Source organism: Agrobacterium sp. NPDC089420, assembly GCF_044900305.1.
GTDB lineage: Bacteria > Pseudomonadota > Alphaproteobacteria > Rhizobiales > Rhizobiaceae > Agrobacterium.
In genome coordinates, this window is the sequence record NZ_JBJDMY010000012.1 from 155,082 (window position 1) to 179,516 (window position 24,435).

Here is a 24,435-nt window from a genome sequence, read left to right on the forward strand (position 1 = left end):
ATAAGCAACTTGTATGGATGGCGAATACGGACGACAGTTTCGGCAGCGCACCGTCCGGCCGGAGAAACGGACCATCGCTGCCGCCGCCGCCGGAACCGGCATAAGCGTCTAGACAACCGGCGTCGGCAAATCCTTCCCGGCAAAATGCGCGTCCAGATTGGCAAGAACCAGAGCGCCCATTTCCAGCCGCGTCTCCTGGGTCGCAGCGCCGATATGGGGCGCAAGAACCACGTTACGCATGCCGATCAGCGCCTCGGGAACATGCGGTTCGTTCTCGAAAACATCGAGTGCCGCCCCCTTCAACCCACCCGCGATGAGAATATCGACCAGGGCCTTTTCATCGACGAGCGACCCTCTGGCGATATTGACCAGAACCCCGTCCGGCCCGAGCGCCTCCAGCACCTCACGGTTGATGGCGTGTCTTGTCTCCGGCGTGGCCGCCGCCGCGACGATCAGGACGTCGCAGGCGCGCGCGAGCGACACGGCTGTGGGATGATATTCATAGGCCACATCCTGTTTCTGCCGGCTGAAATAGGAGATTTCCGCATTAAAAGCCTCCAGCCGCGCCGCGATGGCGCGACCGATGCGGCCAAGTCCGTAAATGCCGTAACGCCGCCGCGAGGCCTTGTTCCCGAGCGGCATCTCGGCTTTTTTCCACTCCCCCGACCGAACGTGATGATCGGCGCGCACGAGCTGGCGCAGCAGCATGACGGAGAGACCGATCGCCAAGTCGGCCACGTCCTCGGTCAGAACATCCGGCGTATTCGTCACCCGGAAGCCGCGTGCGCGGGCCTGATCGAGATCAACCTTGTCAAAGCCGACACCGTTGATGGCGACGATTTCAAGAGCGGGCAGGCAGGCGGCAAGGTCAGGCGCGACCCCGATGTGACCGCCGGTAACGACGGCCTTTATCGACGTCGCCTCGGCCTGCAGAAATGCCTGCTTGTCGGATATTTCATGCCAGCGATGGACCCGGAAGCGCTTTTGCAGTTCGGCTTCGATCTGCGGCTGAAGCGGGTAGGTTTGCAGAAGATCGGGCTTCATGCGCACTCCTTACCCGCGACCGACGAAAGGCATGCCGCTTGCCATCACGGTCATGGTCAGCACATTTGCTTCCAGCGGCAGCGAGGCCATATGCACGACGGCCTTGGCGACGATGCCGGCATCGATGGTCGGTTCGACGGCCGTGCTACCATCGGCCTGCAGCACGCCGGTCGCCATGGCCCGCGTCATCTCGGTACTGGCATTGCCGATATCGATCTGCCCGCAGGCAATGTTGAACGGCCGGCCATCCAGCGCGGACGATTTCGTAAGCCCGGTGATCGCGTGTTTGGTCGCGGTATAGGGCGCGGATCGCGGTCGCGGCGTGGTGGCCGAAATCGAGCCATTATTGATGATGCGCCCGCCCTGCGGCGACTGCGCCTTCATCTGGCGAAACGCCGCCTGGGTGCAGAGGAAAGCGCCCGTGAGATTGGCCCCGACCACCGCATTCCAGGTTTCGAACGGCACATCTTCGATGTGGACCGCCGGCGCCGACATGCCGGCATTGTTCACCAGAAGATCGAGACGGCCGAAACGCTCGATGACGCCCGCAAACAGCCGTTCGACATTGGCCGGAACGGAAACATCGGCCGCGACGGCCAGAACACGGTCTGCATGTTCGCGCCATTCGGCAACAGCAGCATCAAGAACCTCCCGCCGCCGCCCGGTGATCGCGACATTGTAACCATCCTCCAGAAGTGCTCTGGCAATCGCCTTGCCGACCCCTGTTCCTCCGCCCGTAACGAGCGCGATCTTTCCATCAGTCATGCTGCTTTTCCCTCCAACTCATCTTCCACATGCGCCTGAATGATTTTGGCGAAGGACGTTTCCGCCCTGAAGCCAAGCGACAGTGCGAGCTGTGGATCGTAATCTTCGGCCCAGCCGTCGACGATCCGGATGATCCGCTCGTCGGGAACGCGCTTGATAAGCGCCACCGCCTTTTCCCCGGCAAAGGCGCGCAGTGCCTCGATCTCGTCAGCCACCGTGGCCGAAAGCCCCGGCATGATGAGATTACGGCGGACGCCAAGCCCGGAGAGATCGACGGTCGCGGCGCGCAGCAGGAAGGCGACGGCCGAGCGTGGGCTGGCGAACCAGTGGCGCACGGTATCGGCAACCGGCAGCACCGCTTCCTGGCCCACCAGCGGTTCGCGCAGGATATTGGAAAAGAAGCCGGAAGCCGCCGCATTCGGCTTGCCGGGGCGGATGCAGATGGTGGGCAGACGGATGCTGACGCCATCGAAGAAACCACGACGGCTATAGTCCGCAAGCAACAGTTCCACGATCGCCTTCTGCGCGCCGTAGCTGGTCAGTGGCGCGGTCAGGAACTCGTCGCCGATGACCTTGGGGAATGGCGAACCGAACACGGCAAGCGACGAGCAGAAGACCACGCGCGGCCGGTATCCGTCCTTTTGATGTTCCAGACGAATGGCTTCGAACAGCGAACGCCCGCCATCGAGATTGATTCGATAACCTTTCTCGAAATCGGCCTCCGCCTCGCCCGAAACCACAGCGGCGAGGTTGAAGATCACATCCGGCCGTTTTGCGACCAGCTTTTCGGCCACGCCGGCATTCGACAGATCGCTGCGCTCGATGGTCACTGCGCCGCCGAAGCCCTTCGGTGCAATCGGCTCGAAAACATCCGTCAGCGTCATTTCGGTGATCTTCTCGCCGCCAAGCGTTCCGTCAGAAGCAAGACGTTGGGTCAATTTGCGGCCGATCATTCCGGCCGCGCCGATTATCAGAATATGCATTGTTTCACCTTTGTTTGGCCGGCCGCGCCGGCTCGATTGATTGTCAGTCGTCGTCACCCTGAAATACCACCTCGCGGCGGCGCATGATCGCCGGCATCGCCATCATGATGACGACCATGCCGGACAAGGCGAGCAGGGTGGCGCTGATCGGATGGGTGACGAATGTCGAAAAATTGCCCTGCGAAATCAGCAGTCCGAGGCGCATGTTCTGTTCCAGAAGCGGACCGAGGACGAAGCCCAGCACCAGCGGTGCCGGCTCGCAACCGATCTTGCGCAGGAAGAACCCGACAATGCCGAAGATCGCGCAAAACAGAACATCCACGACGCTATAGGAGAGCCCGTAAGCGCCGATGGCGCAGAACATCAGGATGGCGGGGCACAAAAAGCGGTAGGGAATGCCGAGAAGACGGACCCAGATGCCGATTAGCGGCAGGTTGAGCACCAGGAGCAGAAGATTGCCCACCCACATGCTGGCGATCAGCCCCCAGAAAAGATCGGGCCGCGACTGCATGACCTCCGGGCCGGGCGTAATGCCCTGGATCATCATTGCACCGACCATCAGCGCCATCAGGCCATTGGCGGGAATGCCGAGCGTCAGAAGCGGAATGAACGAGGTCTGCGCGCCGGCATTATTGGCGCTTTCCGGCCCCGCCAGCCCTTCGATCGCGCCCTTGCCGAAACGGGACGGATCCTTGGCGATCTTGCGCTCCAAAGCATAGCTGGCGAAAGAACTCATGATCGCACCGCCACCGGGCAGCACGCCAAGGAAAGAGCCGAGCGCGGTGCCGCGCAGCACGGCCGGAAAGGCCTGCTTGAAATCTTCTTTCGTGGGCATCAGCGATCCGGTCTTTGCCGCACCCGCATCACGCTCCACGCCCTGCTGCAGGTTGAAGAGAATTTCGCTGACGCCGAGAAGCCCGATGGCCAGCACCACGAAGTCGATGCCGTCGAACAGTTCGGCCATGCCGAAGGTGAAACGCTGCTCCCCGGATGTCGGATCGATACCGACGAGGCTGAGCGCGATACCGAAGGCGACCATGCCGACCGCCTTGACCGGCGATCCGCTTGACAGGAACACGGCAAACAGAAGCCCGAAGATCACCAGACTGAAATAATCGGCCGGACCGAAGGCCAGTGCCACGGCGGAAAGCGGCTTTGCGACAACAACGATCAGGACAGTCGCCACCGTGCCGGCAAAAAACGACCCGAGCGCCGCCGTGGCCAGCGCCACACCCGCCCTTCCCTGGCGGGCCATGGCATAACCATCGATGCAGGTGACGACGGAAGAGGATTCGCCCGGCAGATTGACGAGGATCGCCGTGGTCGAACCGCCATATTGCGCACCATAGAAAATGCCCGCCAGCATGATCAGTGCGGCCGTATCCGGCATCGTATAGGTGATGGGCAGAAGCAGCGCCACGGTGGCGGAAGGGCCGATGCCCGGCAGGATGCCGATCATCGTGCCGAGCGTGACACCCAGCAGGCAATAAAAGAGGTTTACCGGCGTGGCGGCCACACCGAAACCGAGGACGATATTGGAAAGAAGATCGGTCATGGCAGCAGCGGTATCCTCTGTCCGAGACCCACAACGAAAATGAGGATACAGGCAAGGATGAGCACCGCTGAAAGCAGCAGCACCTCAACCGGCCGGATCCTGCCATAGGCGATGCAGGCGAGCACGATCAGCACGAAAGCCGCGGCGATGAAGCCCAATGGCTCGATCAGCAGCGCAAATCCGGCAATGCCAGCCACCGCCAAGAACGGGCGCATTTTCGGCGCCACCCAGGCTTCGGACGGTGTGTTTCCCAGCAAATCCTGCAAAAGCAGCGCGATGCCGAGCACGAACATCAATGCCGCAATGACCGTCGGCATGTAACCCGGGCCGGGCTGGAAATTGGTGCCCATGCTCAGCGGTCGCGCGCCGTAATAAAGCCCGGCGGCGGCCAGCAGAAAAAAGGCCCCGGACAGAATATTCGCCGTCAATTTCGAGCCGTGTCCGGCCATGATTATCTCCCCTCCTCATTGCGGAATACGCCGCGCCTCCCGACACGGCGTATTCAGATTGCCGAATTGCTGGCTCAATCGGCCCAGACGCATCCCTTCGAGCGCATCATGTCGTAACGATCCTCGATATCCATCTTGCCCTGGCGGTGCAGGTCCATCATGTGGTTCTCGTGGTCGTCGCGCTCCTGGCAGGCCTTGACGAGTTTGGCGATATCCTTCTCACGAACCACGACGACGCCGTCATCGTCGCCGCAGACGATATCACCGGGGCTGATCAGTTCACCGCCCACCACGACCGGATGATTGATGGTGCCGAGCGTGTCCTTGGAGGTGCCCTTCATGCAAAGCCCGAGCGAGAATACCGGGAAACCGATCTCGCGCAGCCCCTTGCCGTCACGCACGGCGGCGCTGACCACGAAACCGACGATGCCCTTGCCGATGCAGGCGGCGGCCAGCACATCACCAAAGCCGCCCTGATTGGGATTGTCGCCGCCATCGATGACCAGTACATCGCCGGGCTTTGCCAGATTGATGGCTTCGAAAATCATCAGATTGTCGCCGATGTGGCATTTCGCGGTAATTGCCGGGCCGCAGATTTTCAGGCCGGGCTTGATCGGCTTGATACGATAATCGAGCGCGCCGAGCTTGCCCTGCGCCTCGTGAATGGTGGCGGGGCTGAACTTGCCGATCGCCTCGATATCGGCCCTGGAGGGGCGCTGGAAATTGCGGATGACATGGGCCATTGGCCGGATTCCTTTCAACAGTGGGGCATGCCGGGCCAGACACAGGCCCGAGCGGCATTTGGGTTAGGGTGAGAGAAGCGACCGTTACCGGCCGCTTATTTTGTCCAGGGCTTGCTTTTCCAGAGCTCGGCCAGATTGGCGTTGCCCTTCTTGAGCGCCTCGGCAAATTCGGCCTGGGTCAACGGCAATGTCGTCAGTTCGCGCTTTTTCGCATCGGCAAGATAATCCGGATCTTTCAAGGCCTTCTGGAAGGCCTCGACCAGTTTGGCTTCGACATCCGCAGGCAGGCCTTTCGGCGCGCCAAAACCCGCAAGCAGGCTGAACTGAACATCATAGCCGGCTTCCTTGAACGTCGGTACGTCTGGCGAGAGCGGCGAACGCTCGGCACCTGATGTGGCCAGTACACGAAGCGCGCCCGAGCGATGATCGGCAAAGACTTCGTTGAGATTCATGAAACCGAGCGTGACGTGGTTGCCCAGCATGGCGAGCCTTGCCGGGCCGCCGCCATTGAAGGGAACGAAATTGAGCTTCACACCCGCCGCCTCTTCGAACAGCAAGGCGGTGATCTGGCTCGGATGGCCGATGCCGGTCACGCCGACGACGACCGGGTTCGCCTTGGCCGCCTCCACGAATTCCCTGGCGGTCTTGATCGGCGACACCTTGTTGACCGTCAGCGCCAGATCGCCGCCGATCTGGTTGGCGAGCGGCGTGAATGCATCTTCCTTATAACTGGCATTGCCCTGGACGATCGGCGAATACATCGACGGGAAATTCAACGCGCCGATGGTGTAGCCGTCAGGCTTGGCATTGGCGATGTAGGTCGCGCCGATCAGCCCGCCGGCGCCTTCGCGGTTTTCCACCACGACGGATGTGCCGAGATATTTTTCGAGATAGGGCACCAGCGCCCGAGACTGGATATCGGTGCCGCCACCGGCCGGATAACCGATGACGAGCGTCACCGGCCGCTCCGGATATTCCGCCGCCGCCCCTCCCGCAGCCAGCATTCCCGCCGCTGCCAGCATGCCAAACAGAGATGTCTTCAAACGCATATCTTTTCCTCCCCGATACGCTTTCACCGGGGAGGCTAGGAAGAAGCCATCAACAATACAAATACCGAGTTTTCAATTTACCCATACATATTGTTTATGGGTTGGATGCCGCCGGCTCTCGTCTTGCGACGGCCCGCAACAGGTCGCGGAAGAGCCTGAACGTTCGCTCATCCACCTCCCTGCCCTTCAGCAGATGGATGGAGCGATAAATGACGGGATCGGTGATATGGGCGGCCTGAAGCTGGCCGGCTTCCTGTTCCTGCTGCACCGAATTCCATGACAGGATCGTCGCACCGATACCGGCGCTGACGGCGCGTTTGATCGTGTCCTGTCCGTCGATCTCCATTGTCACGTTGAGTGTGATGCCGGCGCGGACGGCGGCTTCGTCGATCGATACGCGCAGCGGATTGTCCTTTGGCGGCAGGATCAGGTTGAGCCCTGCCACAACCTCAAGCGGCATCGACCGGTCGATGGGTCGGGAAGACACCGCAAACAGGCTCTCCTTGACGATAAGATCGTCGGCCCCCTCCCCAGTCCCCACCAGCGCAACGGCCATATCCACCTTGCCGAGACGGATTAGACGCAGCGATTCGTCGTTGCGCGCCTCTATCAGCCGCAGCGAGACCTTCGGCATCGAGGCGACGACCTCGCTGATGATGCTCGGCGCAAAAGCGGTCGCCCAGGAGGGGATGAGGCTCAGCCGGATCACCCGCTCATCCAGATAGGCCATGGCGCGGATTTCCGCCTCCGCCTGCCGCACCTTCTCAGTGATCTCCCGTGCATGGGAAAGCAGAACTTCACCCTTTTCCGTCGCCTTCACGCCGCGCGCCAGCCTGTGCAGCACGGGAAAACCCACCAGCCGTTCCAGTTCAGTGATGTGGTGGCTGAGCGCCGGCTGGGCTATACCCAATTGTCGCGCCGCCGCCGACATGGAGCCGCAATCGGCAATCGCGACCAGATATCGCAACCTGCGCAAATCCAACATGTCTGCCTAAACCTCCCGCCGGTTCGAGATGCGATGATGACATCAAACCGCCGCGATGGCCTAGGGCAAAAGCGTCGTGCGGTGGTTCTGCCGGTCTTCAAAGGAGTGATGGGGTAAGACAAGATTCTTATGACAGCCGGCTAAGGCTTTTCTCAATGTCTTCCCCATGACACGGTCTTGGCTGCGATGGGGAGCGGGATGGATCCTAAAACAGGTATTTTGCTCAAGTTGGCGGCCATGCTGGCATTCACAGTCATGTCCGCCTGCGTGAAGGGTTTGGACGGGGCGATACCCGTCGGCGAAGTCGTCTTCTGCCGGGGATTTTTTGCCCTTATCCCGCTTTTTTTATGGTTCATCGCCTCATCCGAGCCGATAACCGTGCCGGCCAGGCAGAATATGGGCCGCCTGCTTGCCGGAAGCTCGGCCGGGCTGGGCGGCATGTTCTTCGGCTTTCTGGCGCTCGCCTATCTGCCGCTGGTGAATGTGACGGTGCTGAGCTACACGACACCGCTTTTCACCATCATGCTGGCGGCGCTGCTGCTTGGCGAAAAAGTGCGGCTATATCGCTGGTCCGCCGTGCTGACCGGTTTCATCGGCGTCTTCATGACACTCTCGCCGAACTTGGTCTTCGACACGACGTCAGGTCCCGTCCAAATAGACAGCATTGCCATGATCGGAACCGCACTGGCGCTGACCGGCGCGCTGTGCGCCGCCTTTTCCTCCATCGCAGTCCGTCACCTGAACAGCATCGAAAGGCCGTCGCGCATCGTGCTCATCTATACGTTGACGGGTGTTGTTGCCGGTTTCGCCACGCTTGGATTTGGATGGAAAATGCCGGATTTCAACCAGTTCATGCTGCTCGCCGGCGGCGGCCTTGCCGGCGGCATCGGCCAGATCGCCATGACACTCAGCCTGCGCCATGCCCAGGCCTCGCTGCTCGCGCCCTTCGATTACACCACGATGATCTGGGCGATTGCCCTCGGTTATCTCTTCATGGCTGAAGTGCCGACGGGCGCCACCATCGTCGGTGCACTGACGGTCATCGCCGCCGGGCTGTTTGCCATGTGGCGCGAAAACCGGCTGGCGAAACAGGCCGTCAGGGAGCTGACAAAGTAAGCTCATCGGTGACGCGCTTCTTGTGCAGCCGCCTTTCCCGCCACAGGGTGAACAGGCCGGCGGCGACCACGATCGAGGCTCCGAGAAGGGTCGTCAGGGCCGGAATCTGATCCATGAAGGCGTAACCGATCAGCAGCGCCCAGATCATCGTGGTGTAATCGAAGGGCGCGAGCAGTGAGGCCTCCGCATATCGCAGGCTGAGCGTCACCAATATCTGCGCAGTTCCGCCGATGAGACCGGTGCCGATCAGCAGGCTCCATTGCCACGCGGTCGGCATTGTCCAGCCCAGGCCGATGCTCGCGAAACCAATGACCGTTGTAAGCAATGTAAAATAGAAGATGATCGCGCCGGTATTTTCCGTCTGCGTCAGATGCCGGATCTGGATCATCGATATGGCGGAGAAAAACGCAGCCGCCAGACCGAACAGGCCGCCGAGCATGGCGACGCCGGAACCGGAGGCGACATCCGAAACATCGAAGGAAAAATGCGGCGACAGGATCAGCACGATGCCACAGAGCCCGACAACCACCGCCGTCCAGCGATAGATCCTGACGATTTCCTTGAGAAGAAGGACCGCCAGAATGACGGTGAAGAGCGGCGTCGCGTAGCTGATGGCCGTCGCATCGGCCAGCGGAATATAGGCGAGCGCCAGATAGCTGAAGACCATGCCGCCGGTGCCGGAAAAACTCCGCACCAGATGGCCGCCAATATGACGTGTGGCCACCTGTCTTTTAAAACCGCCCTGCGCCGCCATCCACAGGCAGAGCGGCAGCATGGCCACCGCCGATCTGAAGAAGACCACCTGCCCGATGGGTATTTCTCCCTTGAGGCCGCTGATGCAGGCGCCCATCAGCACCAGAGCGAGCGCTGCGGAGATTTTGAGGAGAATGCCTTTGCGGGAATCCATGGTTCGTTCCTTCGGACGTCTTCGAACCGTTTCACCACGCGGCGGCGGGATATCAAACCGCAAACCCGTGTCCATAGGAACTTCGTCTGACCCCATCAATCCCGCCTCCATGGTAGCAATTGCTGATGGACAGGGTGCGAATTCCGCTCCGCTTGCCCGCCGCCTTGGGGACAAAAAAGACGTTGGAAAGCAATATGGATCTGGAAAAGATCAAGAAACTGATCGAGTTTGTCGGCTCTTCGCGCGTATCCGAATTGACCGTGAGCCAAGAGGGAACCACGGTCCGGATCATTCGCGACAACAACACCGTTTCGTCAAACTCTCCGTCATCGCAGCCTCACGCCGTTCCGCTGACGGAAACCGCATCCAAGCCCCCCCGCGCCGAAGAACAGGCGCCGGCGCCATCCGGCATCGTCCCAGCACCGTCATTCGGTCTTTTCCATCGCGCTCCGAGCCCGGGTGCGGCCCCCTTCGCAGAGGCCGGCGACGAGGTCGAGGAAGGGCAGGAACTCTTCATCATCGAAGCGATGAAAGTGTTCAACACCGTGAGAGCCGAACGAAGCGGCAGGATCGCCAGATTTATTGCCAATGATGGCGAGGATGTCGAACTCGGTCAGCCGGTGCTGGAGTTCGAATGATGGATGCGTCACTTCCACTGGCAGCGGCCGGACCGAGAGCATTCGACAGCGTCCTGATCGCCAATCGCGGCGAGATCGCACTCAGGGTGCAGCGTGCCTGCCGTGAACTCGGTCTGAAGACCGTCATGGTCTATTCGGAAGCCGATAAGGACGCCGACTACCTGAAGGCGGCCGATACCGCCATCTGCATCGGGCCGGCCTCTCCCGGCCAGAGCTATCTCAACGCGCCGGCCATATTGCTCGCGCTGGAGCTGACCGGCGCCGGCGCGGTTCATCCCGGTTACGGTTTTCTGTCCGAAAGAGCGTCTTTTTCAGAAGCCGTGGAGGCCGCGGGAGCGGTCTTCATCGGCCCGCGCGCCGACGCCATCCGCACCATGGGAGACAAGATCGCGGCGAAACGGGCGATGATGGCGGCCGGCGTGCCCTGTGTGCCCGGCCCCGATTCCGCCCTGCCGGATGATGCCGTGGAAATTGCGAAAATCGCCGCCGAAATCGGTTATCCCGTCATCGTCAAGGCGGCCGGCGGCGGCGGCGGGCGCGGCATGCGCGTCGTGCGCGAGGCTTCCGCCCTTCAGGATGCCGTACTCGTCACGCGTGAAGAGGCAAGCCGGGCCTTCGGCAAGCCGGAACTTTACATCGAGAAATTCCTCGAACATCCGCGCCACGTCGAAATTCAGGTTCTCTGCGATGGTCGGGGCGGCGGCGTCTGGGTGGGTCTGCGCGACTGCTCCATGCAGCGCCGGCATCAGAAGGTCGTCGAAGAAGGCCCGGCCATCGGCATCCCGCCCGATGTCGCGGCCTTTGTCGGCAATCGCTGCGTCGAGGCCTGCCGCCAGATCGGTTATCGCGGCGTCGGCACCTTCGAGTTTCTCTATGAAAACGGCGAGTTCTACTTCATCGAGATGAATACCCGCCTGCAGGTCGAACATCCGGTCACGGAAATGACCTCCGGCGTGGATCTGGTGCGCCAGCAGCTTCTCGTCGCCCTCGGCCATCCGCTCGAGATTTCGCAGGAGGTCATCGTCTGCCAAGGCCATTCGATCGAGTGCCGCATCAATGCCGAAGACCCGTACAGCTTCATTCCCTGCCCCGGCCTGATCACGGCTCTTCACCTGCCGGGCGGCCCGGGTGTGCGCGTCGATACCCATGTGACGGCAGGTTATCGGGTTTCCGCCCATTACGATTCGCTGATCGCCAAGCTCATCGTCCATGCGCCGACCCGCGAACAGGCGATCCTGCGCATGCGGCGCGCGCTTGGCGAAATGCGCATCGACGGCGTTTCCACCAACCTGCCGCTGCACCGGGACATATTGCAGGACCCGGCCTTCTCCGAGGGCGGCACGGATATTCATTACCTCGAACATTGGCTTGCAGCGCGGAGTGCAAAGTGAAACGACAGCCTGTTTCCATATCCCGCTACAGCGAGCCCGGCACGATTGCCGATCTTGCCGCTCACCTTGCGCGCAACAACGTCTCCGCCATCGAGATAGAGACCCCCGATGGGTCGTTGAAGATCGTTGCCATGGCGGGTGGCCAGGCCGCTGCCGCACGGCGGCCCATTGAAACGGCCAAAGTGCCGGTAAAGGCAGGGGATATTCTCGCCCGCGCACCGATGGCCGGCATCTTTATACCCGCCCATCCGCAGCACCCCGACCGGGCGGTTCAGACAGGACAATCCGTAACAAAAGGCGAGGTCGTCGCCTTCGTGGCGGCAGGGCTCGTGATCGTTCCGGTCATCGCCGAAAAAGCCGGCACCGTCGGCGAAATCGTGGCGGAAGCCGGCGCGCTGGTCGGCTATGGCTCCACCCTTCTCAAGACCGAAACATGATGGTGACGTCGATGAGCAACCTCCCGCTGAAAACGCCCCACCTCACCCCCGCCCATCTGGACCTGCCGAAAATCTCGATGATCGGCAACAAGACCTTCCTGATCGAAGCGCCCGGCGAGCTGGACCTGCCCGCCCAGCGGCGCATCTGGGCGCTGACGCGCGCGCTCAAGGACCGCCCCGAGGTGCTGGAACTGATACCCGGCATGACCAACCTGCTGATCGTGCTGCACAGCACGCCGGAAGATGCCGGGCGCCTGCAGGACGAGCTTCTCGACATCTGGCAAAGAACGGCGGAACTCGATCTTCTCGGCAAGACCATCGAGGTGCCGACCACCTATGGCGGCGAACACGCCATCGACCTTGCCGCAATCTGCGATTATTCCGGCCTGCCGGATAGGGAAGTCGTGCGCCTTCATTTTGAGAGGACCTATACGGTTTTTGCCGTCGGCAGCGCGCCCGGCTTCGGTTATCTCGGCGGTCTAGATCCGCGCATCTTCATGCCGCGCAAGAAAGTCCCGTCGCTTCGCATGCTGAAGGGCATGGTGACGATCGGCGGCATGCAGTCCGGTATCTCGGTTCTGACCGGGCCGAATGGCTGGAACTCGCTGGGTTTCACCGAAATCACGATGTTTGACGCCACAGCCGAACAGCCGGCGGTGCTTGCTCCCGGCGACCGGGTTCGCTTCCTTCCCGAAAGGATCGAACTATGATCCATATTCTTGCCTGCGGACCGCTGAACACCGTGCAGGATCTCGGCCGCGCGGGTTATCGCAATATCGGCATCACCGCCACCGGCGCGATGGACCCGATTGCACTCAGGGTCGGCAATATTCTCGTCGGCAACCGCGAAGATGCAGCCGCGATTGAAATCCAGACCTTTCCTTTCCGCATCGAATTCGAAGAGGCGCTGACCTTCGCGGTTACCGGTGCGGATTGCACTGCACGGCTCGATGGCGCGGATCTGCCGCCCTACTGGTGTGTGCGGGCCGAGAAGGGTCAAACCCTCGAGCTTTCGACGCCCAAGAAAAATGCGCGGGCCTATCTCTGCCTTCAGGGCGGCATCGATGTTCCGGTGGTGATGGGATCGCGCAGCACCTCGCTTCGCGGCTCGTTCGGCGGCCATGAAGGCCGTCATCTCGCCACGGACGACAGGCTGCCCGTTTTGCCATCGGAGGTTCCGCCACCTCCGGCAAGCGGTCTCGGCGTCATACCGCTTGCCGAAGCGATGCCCGACATATTTCCCGTAACCGGCGATGGTGAATTGCTGCTGAGGGCCATTCCGGCCGCCGAGCACGATCTTTTCGGCGAAGGTGCGGAACGTTTCTGGTCTGAGCCCTGGAAAATCACCTCGCAGAGCGACCGCACCGGTTACCGGCTGGCCGGAACGCCGCTGACGCTCTCGGCCCCGGTGGAACTACGCTCCTACGGCGTCATCCCGGGTGTCGTTCAGGTGCCGCCAAGCGGCGAGCCGATCATCCAGATGAGCGACGCCAACACGGCCGGCGGTTATCCCAAGATGGCCGGCATCATCGATAGCGATCTATGGCGGCTCGGCCAGGCCCGCATCGGCAGCCGCATCCGCTTCGTACAGGCGACAGTTCAGGAAGCGTTGGAGGTCGAACGGGCAATCGACGCCTATTTTGCGGATATCCGCAAAACCCTGCCGCTGGTTACCGCCGCACTCGGCACGCTGACAAAACGATAATCCGGAAGAACAAGGAGAGGACCATGAAGATCGATGTTAATTCCGATATGGGCGAAGGTTTCGGCGTCTATAAGGTCTGCGACGACGAGAAGCTTATGGAAGTCGTCTCTTCGGCGAATATTGCCTGCGGCTTCCATGCCGGCGACCCGGAAATGATGGCGCGCATGGTGCGTCTGGCCAAACAGAACGGCGTCGGCGTCGGCGCCCATCCGGGCCTTGCCGACCGTCTCGGCTTCGGCCGCCGCGAAATTCCCGTCGATGCGGAAGAGATGGAACAGCAGGTTCTCTACCAGCTCGGCGCGCTCTCGGCGATTGCGAAGGCGCAGGATGTCGCGCTCTCCCATATCAGCTTCCATGCCGCCATGGGCAACATGATCAACCGCGATGCGGCGCTCGCCGAACGGATCATGAGAAAGATCAAGGCGGTCGATCCCGATCTCATCGTCTTTTCGATGCCGGACATGCTGATCGAAAAGGCCGCGCTGGATTGCGGTCTGAAAGTGCTGAACCTTTTCCTCGCCGACCGCGCCTATGATGTGAAGGGCCAGCTCGTGCCGCGCAAACTGCCCAATTCCGTCATCAAGGAAGAGGCGAAAGTGCGCGCGCGGGTGCGTCAGTTTCTCGAGAAGGGTACCGTCACGACGATCGAGGGCGAGATCATCGCCGTTCGCGCCAGATCGATCCTCGTTCACAGCGACACACCCGGCTCGCTGGAGCTTGCCCGCACGGTGCGCAGCGAAGTGGAAGCCTGTGGCGGCAGCGTCGTGCCGGCACGTGAAGTGGTCGCCTGAAGCGGGGCGCGCTGTCATATCCTGAAACAAAAAAGCACGGCACCGCACTCCACATCAGGAGCGCGGTGCCGAAATTTTGCCGGCTATGGAATACACACGGATTTCGATCCGTCGCCAGCCGGGCCGCCTGAGCGACCCGGCTGCGGAAGCGTCAATTCAGCTGGATCACGTGATTGCTGTCGCTCGTCCAGCTCAGTCTCACCCGGTCACCGGCGGCGCTGACAGCATTGGTGAAACCTTCCGTCTGGGTCTGCCGGTAGGCGATCATCGGCTCACCATTGTCCAGCCGCAGATAATAATGCAGCATGAAACCGCGATAGACGACCTGCTCGACCCGCGCTGTAGTGGAATTGCTGGCGTTTTCATCTGCGCCCACCGTAAGCGGTGAGACCGAAACGGCCTCGGGACGGACCGTAACGACAACCTTGCCGCCCTGGACCGCACCCATGTCATCCACATCGAGCCGAACGCCGGAACCGGTCACCAGCCGCGCGGAGCGGCCCCGACGTTCCTCCACCGTCGCCTCGAAGAAGTTCGAGGCGCCGATGAAACCCGCGACGAAGCGTGTCAGTGGCTTCTGGTAAATTTCACCGGCCGGAGCGATCTGCTCGAGATTGCCATCCCGCATCACGGCAATCTGGTCCGCCATGGTCAATGCCTCGTCCTGGTCATGGGTCACCATGATGGTGGTGAGGCCAAGCCGCTGCTGCAGGCTGCGGATTTCGACCTGCATGCTTTCCCTCAGGCCCTTGTCGAGCGCGCCGAGCGGCTCGTCGAGAAGCAGCATCGAAGGCTCGATTACCAGCGCCCGCGCCAGCGCCACCCGCTGCTGCTGGCCGCCGGAAAGCTGCACCGGCAGCCGGTCACCGAAGGCGTGCAGCTGAACGAGATCGAGCGCCTGCCTCACACGCCCTTCCCGGTCGGCCTTGGAAATACCCCGCATCTCAAGGCCGAAGGCGACGTTTTCGGCAACCGTCATATGGGGAAACAGGGCGTAGTTCTGGAAAAGCATGCCGACATTGCGGCGGTGAACCGGGGTGCGCGTGGTCGGCTTGCCGCCGACCACGATTTCACCGGAGGTGGGATCGACAAGCCCCGCAATCATACGCAGGCAGGTGGTTTTCCCACATCCGCTCGGACCGAGAAGCGCGAGAATCTCCCCTGCCTTGACAGTAAGCGAAACATCATCGACGGCAACGACCTGACCACTGTAGTGCTTGGTCAGTCTTTCCAGGCGGACTTCGACGGATTTCATCTCTATTCCTCAGCCGTTAAAGGTCTGGTTGTATTTTTCGAGCCACTGCGCGCGACGCGGAATGATGTATTTCCAGTCCGGCGTGAAGAGGTTCAGCGATTCCATCTTCGCTTCCGGATAGGCAAGGAACTTCGCCGTCTCTTCGCTGAACTCGATGCCCTTGACAGAAGGGGCGCTCAGCGTCGCTTCCGAAAGCATTTTCTGCACGCCGGGATCGAGGATGCGGTTGATATAGGCAAGCGCAAGATCGCGATGCGGCCCGCCTTTCACCAGTGCGATGGAATTGATGCCGGTGAATGCGCCCTCCTTCGGGAAGGTCATGTCCAGCGGCACGCCTTTTCTGGTGTGCGGGTAAACGGCTTTGGAATATTCGATGCCGCCGAAATCCGCCTGGCCCTGCGCCACCATCATCGTCTGCGCTTCCGCGTCATAGATCGACAGGACGTTCGGCTTCAGCTCGGCAAGTTTCGCCCAGCCTGCATCAGTCTCATATTGCGCTTCCTTCAGCGGCTTGCCGGTCGCAAGTGCGGCCGCCACCATCAGCATCAAAACGCTCTGGGTGTTCTTGGGCGTATTCAGAAGCATACGGCGGGCATATTTCTTGTCGAACATCTGTTCGTAGCTTTCGAATGGCTTGCCCGTCGTCGGATTATAGAACAGGCCGGCAATCGAAATCGCAAAACCGACGCCGAAATTGTCTTCGAATAGATAACGGGAATAGACATTCTTGAGATTGGGGATTTCGCCCATCGGCAATTGCTCGATCAGGCCTTCCTCCTTGGCCTGGGGAACGCCGACATCATCCATCGACATGACGCTATATTGCGGATTTTCGCGGGTGGCGCGCAGCGTCGCGATATTGGCGAGCGTCGCACCTTCGGTCGTCAGCACCCGGCACTTATATTCCTCTTCGAAGGCCGGGATCACTTCCTTCTTGATCAGCCCGCCCTGCGCCGAATTATAGACGCCGACATACATGGTGCGGTCCTGTGCGGAAGCCGCGGTGTAGAAATAGGGTGTGGCGAGCGCGCCTGCGGTGACTGTCAGGAAACTGCGCCGTTTCATGATGATGGTCTTGTCTGTCATTTCCGGTACCCCTCTTGTTGTTGATTTACATAGCCATTGCCCGGCGCAGACCCACCAGCCTGTCGAGGACGAGCACGACGGTCACCGCCAGAAGGATGATGATGGTGGACATGGTCGCGACCGAAGGATCGAAGACCGTGCCGATCTGGCGATAGAGAACGATGGGCACGGGCAGGTTCGCGGAATCGGCCAGCCACATCGAAACAGGATAATTGTCGAAAGAAACCATGAAGCAGAAGATCGAGCCGGAGGCGACGCCGGGCGCAATCTGCGGAAAGATTACCCGCGTGAAGGTTTTCCAGCGGGTGGCACCAAGCGTGCGCGCCGCTTCCTCAAGGCTGACATTGACGAGCTGGAGGCTGGTCAGCACCGTGCGGATCACATAGGGCGACGTCACGACGGTATGGGCGATCAGAAGCTTAACCTTGGTATCCATCCAGCCATAGCCGGAAAAGAGCTGCAGCAGCGCAAGACCGGTCACCAGCACGGGAAAGATCAGCGGCGAAAGCAGCAATCCCTTCATCAGCGAACGGCCGATGAACTTTCCACGGGAGAGCGCAAAGGCGGCGGGAACGCCGAGCGCCAGCGAAAGGATGGTGGTCGCCACCGCCAGCGCCGCGCTGAAGGTGAGGCCGGCGGTGAATTCCTCGTTCTGCATCACCGCCGCATACCAGCGGAAGGTGAAGCCCTGCGGCGGGAAGGTGACGAAGTAGCTGTCGGAAAACGAGATGGCGACGACGAGGACGATGGGAGCCAGGATGAACACCATCATGGCGGCGGTGATCGCATAAAGGACGATGGCGGACGTGCCTGTCAGCTTGTTGTTCATGACGCGCTTGCCTTGATACGACGCCCGCCGAGCAGCCGCATCGAGACGGCGTTGATCAGAATGACGATGAAGACGAGGATGGTGGCGATGGTGGCGCCGAACGGCCAGTCATAGACCGCGAGAACCTGCTGTTCGACCATGTTGCCGAGCATCTGCGAGCCGGGACCGCCGATCAAAGCGGGAATGACATAGGATGCGGAAGCGAGCGAAAAAACCAGCGTGAAACCCGCGACCAGGCCGGGAAGGCTGAGCGGAAAGGTGATCCGCAGGAACACTTTCCATGCCGGCGCGCCGAGCGTGCGCGCGGCCTGCTGCAGATTGGGATCGATCTTTCCAAGCGCGGACGACAGCGGCAGCACCATCATCGGGAAGAAGATGTGCAGGGAGCCGATAATGACGGCGGCGTCCGAGAACAGCAGCGTCAGCGGACTGTCGATGATGCCGAGATTCATCAGCACATAATTCAGAAGGCCGGTCGGACCATTGCCGAGAATGAGCTGCCAGCCATAGGCGCGCACCACGACGCTGACGGCCAGCGGTGCGATGACGATCAGCGTGATGATGCGGGTCGTGACGATATTGCCGCGCACGAGAACGGTCGCAACCGGATAGGCCAGGATCGCCGCAAGAACCGAGGTGATGAGGCTGATGCGGATCGTCGCCCAGAGTACCTTCTGGTAAAGATCGACCTCGAAGAACCGGATATAATGGGCAAGCGTGAAGGGGGCTCCGATCAACCCTTGCGAATTCTGCGTCATGACGCTGAAGGTCATCAGCCGGACGGCCGGCCAGAAGAAAAAGATCGTGAGAAAGATCAGGAGCGGCAGGATGAGGATGCCGGGCGAAAACAGCCGGCGCTCGAGGGCTTTCCAGCCGGAGACTCCACGGCGTGGCGGGGCATGTGGTTCCATGATCGCAATATCCGACATCTATACTCCCGTCGCGTTGAATACGGCACGAGGCATCGTATTGAGCCGAACGACATCATCGTTCCGGCCCAAGGACTAGAATTTGCTGGGTGTGCTCCCTGTCGCGGCATCCGGTCTTTTGCCGGCACCTGTCGCATGTGTCTGCTTGTTCGCGCCGGTTACCTCTTTGGGCAACAGTGAATGACGCGTCGTTCCCTTGTTCTTACGCCGAGCTTAGGGGCTAAGCCGACGGGCTGCATAATATTTTATTCCTCTGAGGTCATCGCATACGCATATGGACTGCCTGCCCCATTTTGGCGGCGATGCATCAAAATCCCGTATGACCTCACATCGAAGTCGTATTGGGGAAATGGCGGAAAATTCCCGTAACCTCTTTGCATGCACGGGCGTCGCGACGATGCCTGCCTTCACCGTCACAACCGGAAATGATCCATGCCCACTATCGCCCAACGCCTTAACAACGTCACCGTGTCAGCGTCGCTCGCCATGACCCAGAAAGCCCGCGACCTCGCAGCCCAGGGTATCAAGGTCATCAGCCTGTCATCCGGCGAGCCGGATTTCCCGACCCCCGCCCACGCGGTCGAGGCGGCGCATGCGGCGGCCCTTGCCGGCGATACGAAATATCCGCCGGCCGATGGAACATCCGCTCTGCGGGCCGCGATCCAGCGGAAGTTCAAGCGCGACAATAATCTCGACTACGATCCGAGCCAGATTCTGGTGGCGGGCGGCGGCAAGCAGATCATCTTCAACGCCATCATGGCCACCTGTGACCCGGGTGACGAGGTCGTCATCCCGGCACCGTCGTGGATCAGCTATGCCGATATCGTCAAGTTCGCGGGCGCCGTGCCGGTGCCGGTGGTCTGCCCCGAAAATAACGGTTTCCGCCTGCGCGCCGAAGATCTCGAAGCCGCCATCACCCCGAAAACCAAATGGCTGCTTTTCAACTTCCCCAACAATCCCACAGGCGCCGCCTGCTCCCGCGCGGAAATGAAGGAAATCGCCGAAGTCATGCTGCGGCATCCGCATGTCTGGATCATGACCGACGACATGTATGAGCACCTGATCTATGACGACTTCGAATTCTGCACCATCGCCGAAGTCGAGCCACGCCTCTATGACCGCGTCCTGACCGTCAACGGCGCCTCGAAGGCCTATGCGATGACCGGCTGGCGCCTCGGTTTCTGCGGTGGCCCGAAGGATCTCATCAAGGCCATCAGCAACGTCAATACCCAGAACAGCGGCGGGGTGGCGACCATCGTGCAGGCGGCCGCCGTCGCGGTTCTCGACGGTCCGCAGGATCTTTTGAAGGAGCGCGCCGATGTCTACAAGACGCGCCGCGATTTCGTGCTCGGCAAGCTTTCGGAAATCGAGGGTCTCCGCTGCCACAAGCCCGAAGGCGCCTTCTATATCTTCCCGAACATTGCGGCGCTGATCGGCAAGACCACGAAGGGCGGCACGAAGATCGAGAACGATACCGATTTCGTCATGGCGCTGCTCGCCGAACATCACGTTGCGACGGTGCAGGGCGCGGCCTATGGCCTCAGCCCCTTCTTCCGGCTGTCTTATGCCACCAGCATGGAAAACCTTGCCGAAGGTTGCACCCGCATCGCCGAATTCTGCAACGGAATGAAATAGGGAGAACAGCATGCTGGGAGGAAGTGGCCGTGTCATTATGGTTTCCGGTGCATCGCGGGGCCTTGGCCTTGCGATCGCCACAAGGCTTCACGAAGCCGGTTTCACCGTCGCGGCAGGGGCACGGAATCCGGCCGCTGTTGCGGTGAAGGACCGGCTCTCGGCTGATCGCTACGATGCGGAAGAGGCGGGATCGGCCGAGGCCTGGGTTGGGGCCGTCGCCGGCAGATATGGCCGGATCGACGGGCTGGTGAATTGCGCCGGCATCAACCCCAAGGTCCGGGTGATGGATGCGGGCGAGGAAAGCCTCGACCAGATGTGGCGCATCAACGTCAAGGGTCCGCTCAGGGTCACCCGCGCCGCCATTCCCCACCTCGTAAAAACCGGACAGGGCAGGGTCATCAACGTTGCCTCCTTGGCAGGACGCCGCGTCGGTTCGAATGTCGGTTATGCCATGACGAAATTTGCCGTCGTCGCCCTTACCCACGGTATCCGCCAGGAATTATGGGACAGCGGCGTGCGCGCCACCGCCCTCTGCCCCGGCTATATCGCAACCGATATGACCGTGGGCGAAACGGAAGTCAGCCGCGAGGACATGACCCAGCCCGAGGATCTCGCCGAAATGGTGGAAACCCTGCTTCGCCTGCCGAACAACCTTTCGGTGGCCGAATTGCTGGTGAACTGCCGCAAGGAAGCAATGCTTTAGTCTTTTTCACGCGCCGGACCGGAGAACAGACCGACGCGTGATCACAAGCCGGCGCCCCTTTATTTCAGGGTCTCCGCCAGTTGCAGCAATATTTCCTTCACGGCAAGCGCAGGCTCGGAGAGCGGTGTATTGTCCGATACGCAGAAGGACAGCGTTTCCTCGATCATCGGACTGGCGATCTGCCTGACGACGATGTCCTCATTGGACTCCGCCACGATACGGTTGGCGATGGCCTTGGGTGTTATCGTCGCGCCAAGCCCGGCATCCACACCGCGCGCGATGGTCCTGACCGATTCCAGCTCCGCCATCACGATCAGATCCTTGCGGCTGCGGGTAAAGGCGAGATTGATGGCGCGACGCACGAAATTATAGGTCGGCGGCAGGAGGAATGGCAGATATGCCAGATCGGCGACCGTGATCGGCGCATCGCCCGGTTCCACGCCGAAGCTGCGATGCACGACCAGCACGAATTCCTCACGCAATAACGGCGTGAACTTGACGCCCCGGATTGGCCCCGTGCCGTGAATCAGGCCCATTTCCAGGCGACCGTTCATGATCATCTGGCTGTAGGGCTGGCTGACGCTTTCCGTGATGTGCAACAGAATGCCGGGATGAAGCCGCTTGGTTTCCTCCATAAGGCGCAGCGAAAGGGTGGCGGCGCTGCTGAAGGGCGCAAGGCCCACCGACACCTTGCCGGAAAGCACCGCGCCCGCTTCCAGCGCCTCCGCCTGCGCCTGTTCCATCTGCCGCAAAATGACCTGGGCATGCCTGTAGACAACCCGGCCGGCATCGGTCATGACGACGCCCTGCTGGCTTCGGGTCAGCAGTTTCTGGCGAAAATGCTCCTCAATGCTTGCCAGCTGCTGGCTGAGCGCCGGTTGGGCGATATGCAGCACATCGGCCGCCCTCGTTATGCTACCCATGTCGACAATCGTGATAAACGATTTCAGGCGCCTTATATCCATCTGCTACTGATTATCCCATTACTGCTTGCAGGAATAAGATGCTCAATTTGCCGATAAAGTCCATCTTCCATTTCCCTGCGGGCCTTGCCCCGTGGCGCGCCTGATCGCGCACCACGAAGGCACGGGCGGGAACTACGTTTCCTCCTGCAAATGCAGGTCGCTCCAGAAGCCGCGCAATTGTTCGGTCAGCTGCCCGTAAATCCCGTAGCGTCGCCGGTAGCGCGGAATTCGACTAGCCTCCGGCCGGTAGGCCCTGGCCACACGTGTCATCGCCGCGACCGCCTCTTCATAATCCGGATAGAGATTGATCGCCACGGCCGCGCCGATCGCCGCGCCAAGGGCGCCGGTCTCACGGGCCTCAGCCACCCGCAAGGGAATTTCCAGCACATCCGCCATGATCTGCGGCCAGTGCTGGCTGCGGGAACCGCCACCGGACATGACGGCGCTTTCAACCGGCAGACCCGCCTTGCGCAGCACACCGATATGGCGACGGTGTTCGAAGCAGACGCCCTCGAACAGGGCTCTCAACATATGGCCTTCGCCATGCCAGCCGGCGAGGCCGTAAAACCCGCCGCGGAATTCCGCGCCCAGCCGCGAGCCGAAGATGAACGGATGAAAGAATGGATCGTCGGCGCGCGGCGTGACGGAACCGACCAGCTCGTTGCAACGCTCGAAGGCATGATCGCCGTGGTCGGCGCGAATACGATGTACGTACCACTCAAGATTGGCGGCGGAGGTGGCGCTGGACTCGATATTGACATAGCGGTCACGGCCGAATGTCGTGACCATGAAGACATCGGAGCTGATGACCGGTTTGTCGGCGAAAACCTGGTTGATGCTCCAGGTGCCGGCAATGATGGACGCTTCCCCCGCATGGATGACACCCGAACCCATGGCGCTGGATACGACATCAAAAAAACCGCCGATCACGGGCGTACCTTCAGACAGTCCCGTCAGGCCCGAAGCCTCACGCGTCACATGGCCGACAATATCCGCCGATTCCACGAAACGGGGAAAGAACGCAAGCGCATCGGCAAGACCGTAGAGTGACAGAAGTTCGCGGTCGAGGCGCACCTCCGGCAAGGCAAGCAGCCCGGCGCCGCTGAGGTCGGAAATGTCATTGGCGAGGCAGCCTGTCAGGCGAAAATTGACGAAATCCTTGCAGAACAGCACGGTGCCGGTCTGCGCATAGATGTCCGGCCTGTGCCGCTTCACCCACGCCAGAAGGCTGGGCGTCTGTGCGGGCCATGGCCGCTGCAGACAGCGCGCCTGCAACAAAGCGCCACTTTGCCGATCCAGTTCGGCGGCGATAGCGGCGGCGCGGCTGTCGAGCGACTGGATGCCGATGAGCGGCTGCTGTTTCTTGTCCAGGAGGTAAAGGCCGTTGCCGTGGCCGGCGCAGCCCACCGCCGCGATGCTGCGGGGGTCGACCGACGATTTTGCCAGGAGCGCCCGGATCGCTTCGCAGCCGTTTCGCCACAATTCCTCAAGATCGCGCTCGACATAACCGGGCTCGGGAAATGTCGAATGACCATCGATGGCGTGTTGCGCGACCTGCCGGCCCGCAATGTCGAACAAGACGGCCTTGATGACCGTGTTGCCGACGTCGAGACCCAATATGTGATTTTTCTCAGCCACGATGATAGACGTCCCATGCTTCTTCGCCGCTCGCACCCTGATGGATGATGGCCATCAAGGCCGAGACAACGGCCTTGGGATTGTCATGCTGATAGATATTGCGACCATAAACCATCCCGTTCGCGCCCTCGGCCATCAAAGCCGCCGATTTTGCCAGCACATTGCGCAGATCCTCACGTCCCCCGCCCCGCACCAGCACCGGGCAGCGCGCCGCCTCGATCACCCGGTGGAAATCCCCGGGGTTGCTGGTGGGATCGGCCTTGATGATATCGGCTCCCATTTCCGAGGCAAGCCGCACCAGCGTGACAATCTTTTCGGCATCGCCATCCACCTGATAGCCGCCGCGCACGTCGTTGGGCAGCATCACCAGCGGCTCGATCATCAGCGGCATGCCGAAGCGATGGCAATCGGCCCGCACCCGGCTGATGTTCTCGACACATTGGCGGAACAGTTCCGGCTCGTCCGGCAGCATGAACAGGTTGACGACGACACAGGCGGCATCCATCTCCAGCGCGCCTATGATCGGATCGTGATAATTCTGAAGCTGCGACCACATGGTTCTGTGACGGGTGGAATTATAGGGATTGCCCATATCGATGCGCATGACGAGAGCCGGCTTGTCGCGCTCCGGCCTTTGCTGCAGCAGGTCCGCCTGCCCGTAGACCATCTGGATGGCATCGGGACCCGCCTCCACCAGCTTTTCGACGGTCTGCGGCATATCCTCCAGCCCGACCAGGAAACTCGGCTCGTTGCAAACCCCGTGATCGATGGCTACGTCCAGGCATCCGCCATCGCGGAAGAGCCGATTCATGCGCGTCTTTTTCGATATCCGCATCA

At 61.1% G+C, this 24,435-nt stretch carries 25 protein-coding genes; 9 read left to right on the forward strand and 16 right to left on the reverse strand.

The features are described from left to right. Positions 1-108: 108 nt before the first annotated feature. The 8 genes from ACI2KA_RS18735 to ACI2KA_RS18770 form a co-directional block, all read right to left on the reverse strand. Complete coding sequence (locus tag ACI2KA_RS18735; protein ID WP_404503958.1) at positions 109-1,044, reverse strand: 2-hydroxyacid dehydrogenase; 936 nt, start codon at positions 1,042-1,044, stop codon at positions 109-111. A 9-nt stretch (positions 1,045-1,053) separates the two neighbouring features. Next, a complete protein-coding gene (locus ACI2KA_RS18740) occupies positions 1,054-1,809 on the reverse strand; it encodes an SDR family oxidoreductase (protein WP_404503959.1) in 756 nt (251 codons plus the stop codon). Further along, positions 1,806-2,792, reverse strand: coding sequence for a D-erythronate dehydrogenase (denD, locus tag ACI2KA_RS18745; RefSeq protein ID WP_404503960.1), 987 nt, complete (start codon positions 2,790-2,792; stop codon positions 1,806-1,808). Before denD ends, ACI2KA_RS18740 begins: the two co-directional genes overlap by 4 nt. Positions 2,793-2,835: 43 nt before the next feature. Next, on the reverse strand, positions 2,836-4,347 hold the full coding sequence (locus tag ACI2KA_RS18750; protein ID WP_404503961.1) for a tripartite tricarboxylate transporter permease: 1,512 nt from the start codon (positions 4,345-4,347) through the stop codon (positions 2,836-2,838). Then, positions 4,344-4,796 carry a tripartite tricarboxylate transporter TctB family protein gene (locus ACI2KA_RS18755; RefSeq protein ID WP_404503962.1) on the reverse strand — a complete coding sequence of 151 codons (453 nt, stop codon included), beginning with the start codon at positions 4,794-4,796 and terminating at the stop codon, positions 4,344-4,346. Before ACI2KA_RS18755 ends, ACI2KA_RS18750 begins: the two co-directional genes overlap by 4 nt. Before the next feature lie 74 nt (positions 4,797-4,870). Next, positions 4,871-5,539, reverse strand: coding sequence for a 4-carboxy-4-hydroxy-2-oxoadipate aldolase/oxaloacetate decarboxylase (locus tag ACI2KA_RS18760; RefSeq protein WP_404503963.1), 669 nt, complete (start codon positions 5,537-5,539; stop codon positions 4,871-4,873). Positions 5,540-5,634: 95 nt separating this feature from the next. Continuing rightward, positions 5,635-6,588 carry a tripartite tricarboxylate transporter substrate binding protein gene (locus ACI2KA_RS18765; RefSeq protein ID WP_404503964.1) on the reverse strand — a complete coding sequence of 318 codons (954 nt, stop codon included), beginning with the start codon at positions 6,586-6,588 and terminating at the stop codon, positions 5,635-5,637. 94 nt (positions 6,589-6,682) lie between these two features. Next, positions 6,683-7,573, reverse strand: coding sequence for a LysR family transcriptional regulator (locus ACI2KA_RS18770; protein WP_404503965.1), 891 nt, complete (start codon positions 7,571-7,573; stop codon positions 6,683-6,685). Positions 7,574-7,771: 198 nt separating this feature from the next. On the opposite strand from ACI2KA_RS18770, the gene ACI2KA_RS18775 reads away from it, so the two are divergent. Continuing rightward, positions 7,772-8,689, forward strand: coding sequence for a DMT family transporter (locus ACI2KA_RS18775; RefSeq protein WP_404503966.1), 918 nt, complete (start codon positions 7,772-7,774; stop codon positions 8,687-8,689). Here the strand turns inward: ACI2KA_RS18775 and ACI2KA_RS18780 are convergent. Next, on the reverse strand, positions 8,670-9,596 hold the full coding sequence (locus ACI2KA_RS18780) for a DMT family transporter (RefSeq protein ID WP_404503967.1): 927 nt from the start codon (positions 9,594-9,596) through the stop codon (positions 8,670-8,672). The genes ACI2KA_RS18775 and ACI2KA_RS18780 overlap by 20 nt on opposite strands. A gap of 194 nt (positions 9,597-9,790) precedes the next feature. Between ACI2KA_RS18780 and ACI2KA_RS18785 the strand changes: the two genes are divergently transcribed. From ACI2KA_RS18785 to ACI2KA_RS18810, 6 genes are read left to right on the forward strand one after another with little or no spacing between them, the layout of a single operon-like run. Continuing rightward, complete coding sequence (locus tag ACI2KA_RS18785; RefSeq protein WP_404503994.1) at positions 9,791-10,234, forward strand: acetyl-CoA carboxylase biotin carboxyl carrier protein; 444 nt, start codon at positions 9,791-9,793, stop codon at positions 10,232-10,234. Beyond that, entirely contained in the window at positions 10,231-11,625 is a 1,395-nt protein-coding gene (gene accC, locus ACI2KA_RS18790) for an acetyl-CoA carboxylase biotin carboxylase subunit (RefSeq protein WP_404503968.1), read from the forward strand. The genes ACI2KA_RS18785 and accC overlap by 4 nt, the downstream gene beginning before the upstream one ends. After that, positions 11,622-12,062 carry an acetyl-CoA carboxylase biotin carboxyl carrier protein gene (locus ACI2KA_RS18795; protein ID WP_404503969.1) on the forward strand — a complete coding sequence of 147 codons (441 nt, stop codon included), beginning with the start codon at positions 11,622-11,624 and terminating at the stop codon, positions 12,060-12,062. Before accC ends, ACI2KA_RS18795 begins: the two co-directional genes overlap by 4 nt. Next, on the forward strand, positions 12,059-12,772 hold the full coding sequence (gene pxpB, locus ACI2KA_RS18800) for a 5-oxoprolinase subunit PxpB (protein ID WP_404503970.1): 714 nt from the start codon (positions 12,059-12,061) through the stop codon (positions 12,770-12,772). Before ACI2KA_RS18795 ends, pxpB begins: the two co-directional genes overlap by 4 nt. Beyond that, entirely contained in the window at positions 12,769-13,767 is a 999-nt protein-coding gene (locus tag ACI2KA_RS18805) for a biotin-dependent carboxyltransferase family protein (protein ID WP_404503971.1), read from the forward strand. The genes pxpB and ACI2KA_RS18805 overlap by 4 nt, the downstream gene beginning before the upstream one ends. Positions 13,768-13,790: 23 nt before the next feature. Next, positions 13,791-14,558 (forward strand): 5-oxoprolinase subunit PxpA, encoded by a 768-nt coding sequence (locus tag ACI2KA_RS18810; protein ID WP_404503972.1) that lies wholly within the window; start codon positions 13,791-13,793, stop codon positions 14,556-14,558. A 151-nt stretch (positions 14,559-14,709) separates the two neighbouring features. Here the strand turns inward: ACI2KA_RS18810 and ACI2KA_RS18815 are convergent, their stop codons facing one another. From ACI2KA_RS18815 to ACI2KA_RS18830, 4 genes are read right to left on the reverse strand one after another with little or no spacing between them, the layout of a single operon-like run. Beyond that, on the reverse strand, positions 14,710-15,813 hold the full coding sequence (locus ACI2KA_RS18815; protein WP_404503973.1) for an ABC transporter ATP-binding protein: 1,104 nt from the start codon (positions 15,811-15,813) through the stop codon (positions 14,710-14,712). Positions 15,814-15,822: 9 nt separating this feature from the next. After that, complete coding sequence (locus ACI2KA_RS18820) at positions 15,823-16,899, reverse strand: ABC transporter substrate-binding protein (protein WP_404503974.1); 1,077 nt, start codon at positions 16,897-16,899, stop codon at positions 15,823-15,825. Positions 16,900-16,924: 25 nt separating this feature from the next. Beyond that, positions 16,925-17,728: an ABC transporter permease gene (locus ACI2KA_RS18825; protein WP_404503975.1), complete on the reverse strand. Its 804-nt coding sequence runs from the start codon at positions 17,726-17,728 to the stop codon at positions 16,925-16,927. Continuing rightward, positions 17,725-18,657 carry an ABC transporter permease gene (locus tag ACI2KA_RS18830; RefSeq protein WP_404503976.1) on the reverse strand — a complete coding sequence of 311 codons (933 nt, stop codon included), beginning with the start codon at positions 18,655-18,657 and terminating at the stop codon, positions 17,725-17,727. Before ACI2KA_RS18830 ends, ACI2KA_RS18825 begins: the two co-directional genes overlap by 4 nt. Positions 18,658-19,089: 432 nt before the next feature. Between ACI2KA_RS18830 and ACI2KA_RS18835 the strand changes: the two genes are divergently transcribed. Continuing rightward, positions 19,090-20,292 carry a pyridoxal phosphate-dependent aminotransferase gene (locus ACI2KA_RS18835; RefSeq protein WP_404503977.1) on the forward strand — a complete coding sequence of 401 codons (1,203 nt, stop codon included), beginning with the start codon at positions 19,090-19,092 and terminating at the stop codon, positions 20,290-20,292. Positions 20,293-20,302: 10 nt separating this feature from the next. Continuing rightward, positions 20,303-20,995: an SDR family NAD(P)-dependent oxidoreductase gene (locus ACI2KA_RS18840; RefSeq protein WP_404503978.1), complete on the forward strand. Its 693-nt coding sequence runs from the start codon at positions 20,303-20,305 to the stop codon at positions 20,993-20,995. A gap of 59 nt (positions 20,996-21,054) precedes the next feature. On the opposite strand, the gene ACI2KA_RS18845 is transcribed toward ACI2KA_RS18840, so the two are convergent. From ACI2KA_RS18845 to ACI2KA_RS18855, 3 genes are all read right to left on the reverse strand, one after another. Then, complete coding sequence (locus ACI2KA_RS18845) at positions 21,055-21,960, reverse strand: LysR substrate-binding domain-containing protein (protein WP_404503979.1); 906 nt, start codon at positions 21,958-21,960, stop codon at positions 21,055-21,057. Between the two features lie 132 nt (positions 21,961-22,092). Next, a complete protein-coding gene (locus tag ACI2KA_RS18850; protein WP_404503980.1) occupies positions 22,093-23,598 on the reverse strand; it encodes an FGGY-family carbohydrate kinase in 1,506 nt (501 codons plus the stop codon). Then, positions 23,591-24,433, reverse strand: coding sequence for a class I fructose-bisphosphate aldolase (locus ACI2KA_RS18855; RefSeq protein ID WP_404503995.1), 843 nt, complete (start codon positions 24,431-24,433; stop codon positions 23,591-23,593). Before ACI2KA_RS18855 ends, ACI2KA_RS18850 begins: the two co-directional genes overlap by 8 nt. Positions 24,434-24,435 lie beyond the last annotated feature (2 nt).

Bases quoted from the DNA above. Each gene is read 5' to 3' on its own strand.
- ACI2KA_RS18780 (WP_404503967.1), bottom strand. From the start codon at position 9,596: ATGGATTCCCGCAAAGGCATTCTCCTCAAAATCTCCGCAGCGCTCGCT.
- ACI2KA_RS18775 (WP_404503966.1), top strand. From the start codon at position 7,772: ATGGATCCTAAAACAGGTATTTTGCTCAAGTTGGCGGCCATGCTGGCA.
- ACI2KA_RS18755 (WP_404503962.1), bottom strand. From the start codon at position 4,796: ATGGCCGGACACGGCTCGAAATTGACGGCGAATATTCTGTCCGGGGCC.
- ACI2KA_RS18820 (WP_404503974.1), bottom strand. From the start codon at position 16,899: ATGACAGACAAGACCATCATCATGAAACGGCGCAGTTTCCTGACAGTC.
- ACI2KA_RS18740 (WP_404503959.1), bottom strand. From the start codon at position 1,809: ATGACTGATGGAAAGATCGCGCTCGTTACGGGCGGAGGAACAGGGGTC.
- denD (WP_404503960.1), bottom strand. From the start codon at position 2,792: ATGCATATTCTGATAATCGGCGCGGCCGGAATGATCGGCCGCAAATTG.
- ACI2KA_RS18765 (WP_404503964.1), bottom strand. From the start codon at position 6,588: ATGCGTTTGAAGACATCTCTGTTTGGCATGCTGGCAGCGGCGGGAATG.
- ACI2KA_RS18750 (WP_404503961.1), bottom strand. From the start codon at position 4,347: ATGACCGATCTTCTTTCCAATATCGTCCTCGGTTTCGGTGTGGCCGCC.
- ACI2KA_RS18770 (WP_404503965.1), bottom strand. From the start codon at position 7,573: ATGTTGGATTTGCGCAGGTTGCGATATCTGGTCGCGATTGCCGATTGC.
- ACI2KA_RS18840 (WP_404503978.1), top strand. From the start codon at position 20,303: ATGCTGGGAGGAAGTGGCCGTGTCATTATGGTTTCCGGTGCATCGCGG.
- ACI2KA_RS18825 (WP_404503975.1), bottom strand. From the start codon at position 17,728: ATGAACAACAAGCTGACAGGCACGTCCGCCATCGTCCTTTATGCGATC.
- ACI2KA_RS18835 (WP_404503977.1), top strand. From the start codon at position 19,090: ATGCCCACTATCGCCCAACGCCTTAACAACGTCACCGTGTCAGCGTCG.
- ACI2KA_RS18735 (WP_404503958.1), bottom strand. From the start codon at position 1,044: ATGAAGCCCGATCTTCTGCAAACCTACCCGCTTCAGCCGCAGATCGAA.
- ACI2KA_RS18845 (WP_404503979.1), bottom strand. From the start codon at position 21,960: ATGGATATAAGGCGCCTGAAATCGTTTATCACGATTGTCGACATGGGT.
- ACI2KA_RS18830 (WP_404503976.1), bottom strand. From the start codon at position 18,657: ATGTCGGATATTGCGATCATGGAACCACATGCCCCGCCACGCCGTGGA.
- ACI2KA_RS18785 (WP_404503994.1), top strand. From the start codon at position 9,791: ATGGATCTGGAAAAGATCAAGAAACTGATCGAGTTTGTCGGCTCTTCG.
- ACI2KA_RS18855 (WP_404503995.1), bottom strand. From the start codon at position 24,433: ATGCGGATATCGAAAAAGACGCGCATGAATCGGCTCTTCCGCGATGGC.
- ACI2KA_RS18760 (WP_404503963.1), bottom strand. From the start codon at position 5,539: ATGGCCCATGTCATCCGCAATTTCCAGCGCCCCTCCAGGGCCGATATC.
- ACI2KA_RS18805 (WP_404503971.1), top strand. From the start codon at position 12,769: ATGATCCATATTCTTGCCTGCGGACCGCTGAACACCGTGCAGGATCTC.
- pxpB (WP_404503970.1), top strand. From the start codon at position 12,059: ATGATGGTGACGTCGATGAGCAACCTCCCGCTGAAAACGCCCCACCTC.
- ACI2KA_RS18815 (WP_404503973.1), bottom strand. From the start codon at position 15,813: ATGAAATCCGTCGAAGTCCGCCTGGAAAGACTGACCAAGCACTACAGT.
- accC (WP_404503968.1), top strand. From the start codon at position 10,231: ATGATGGATGCGTCACTTCCACTGGCAGCGGCCGGACCGAGAGCATTC.
- ACI2KA_RS18810 (WP_404503972.1), top strand. From the start codon at position 13,791: ATGAAGATCGATGTTAATTCCGATATGGGCGAAGGTTTCGGCGTCTAT.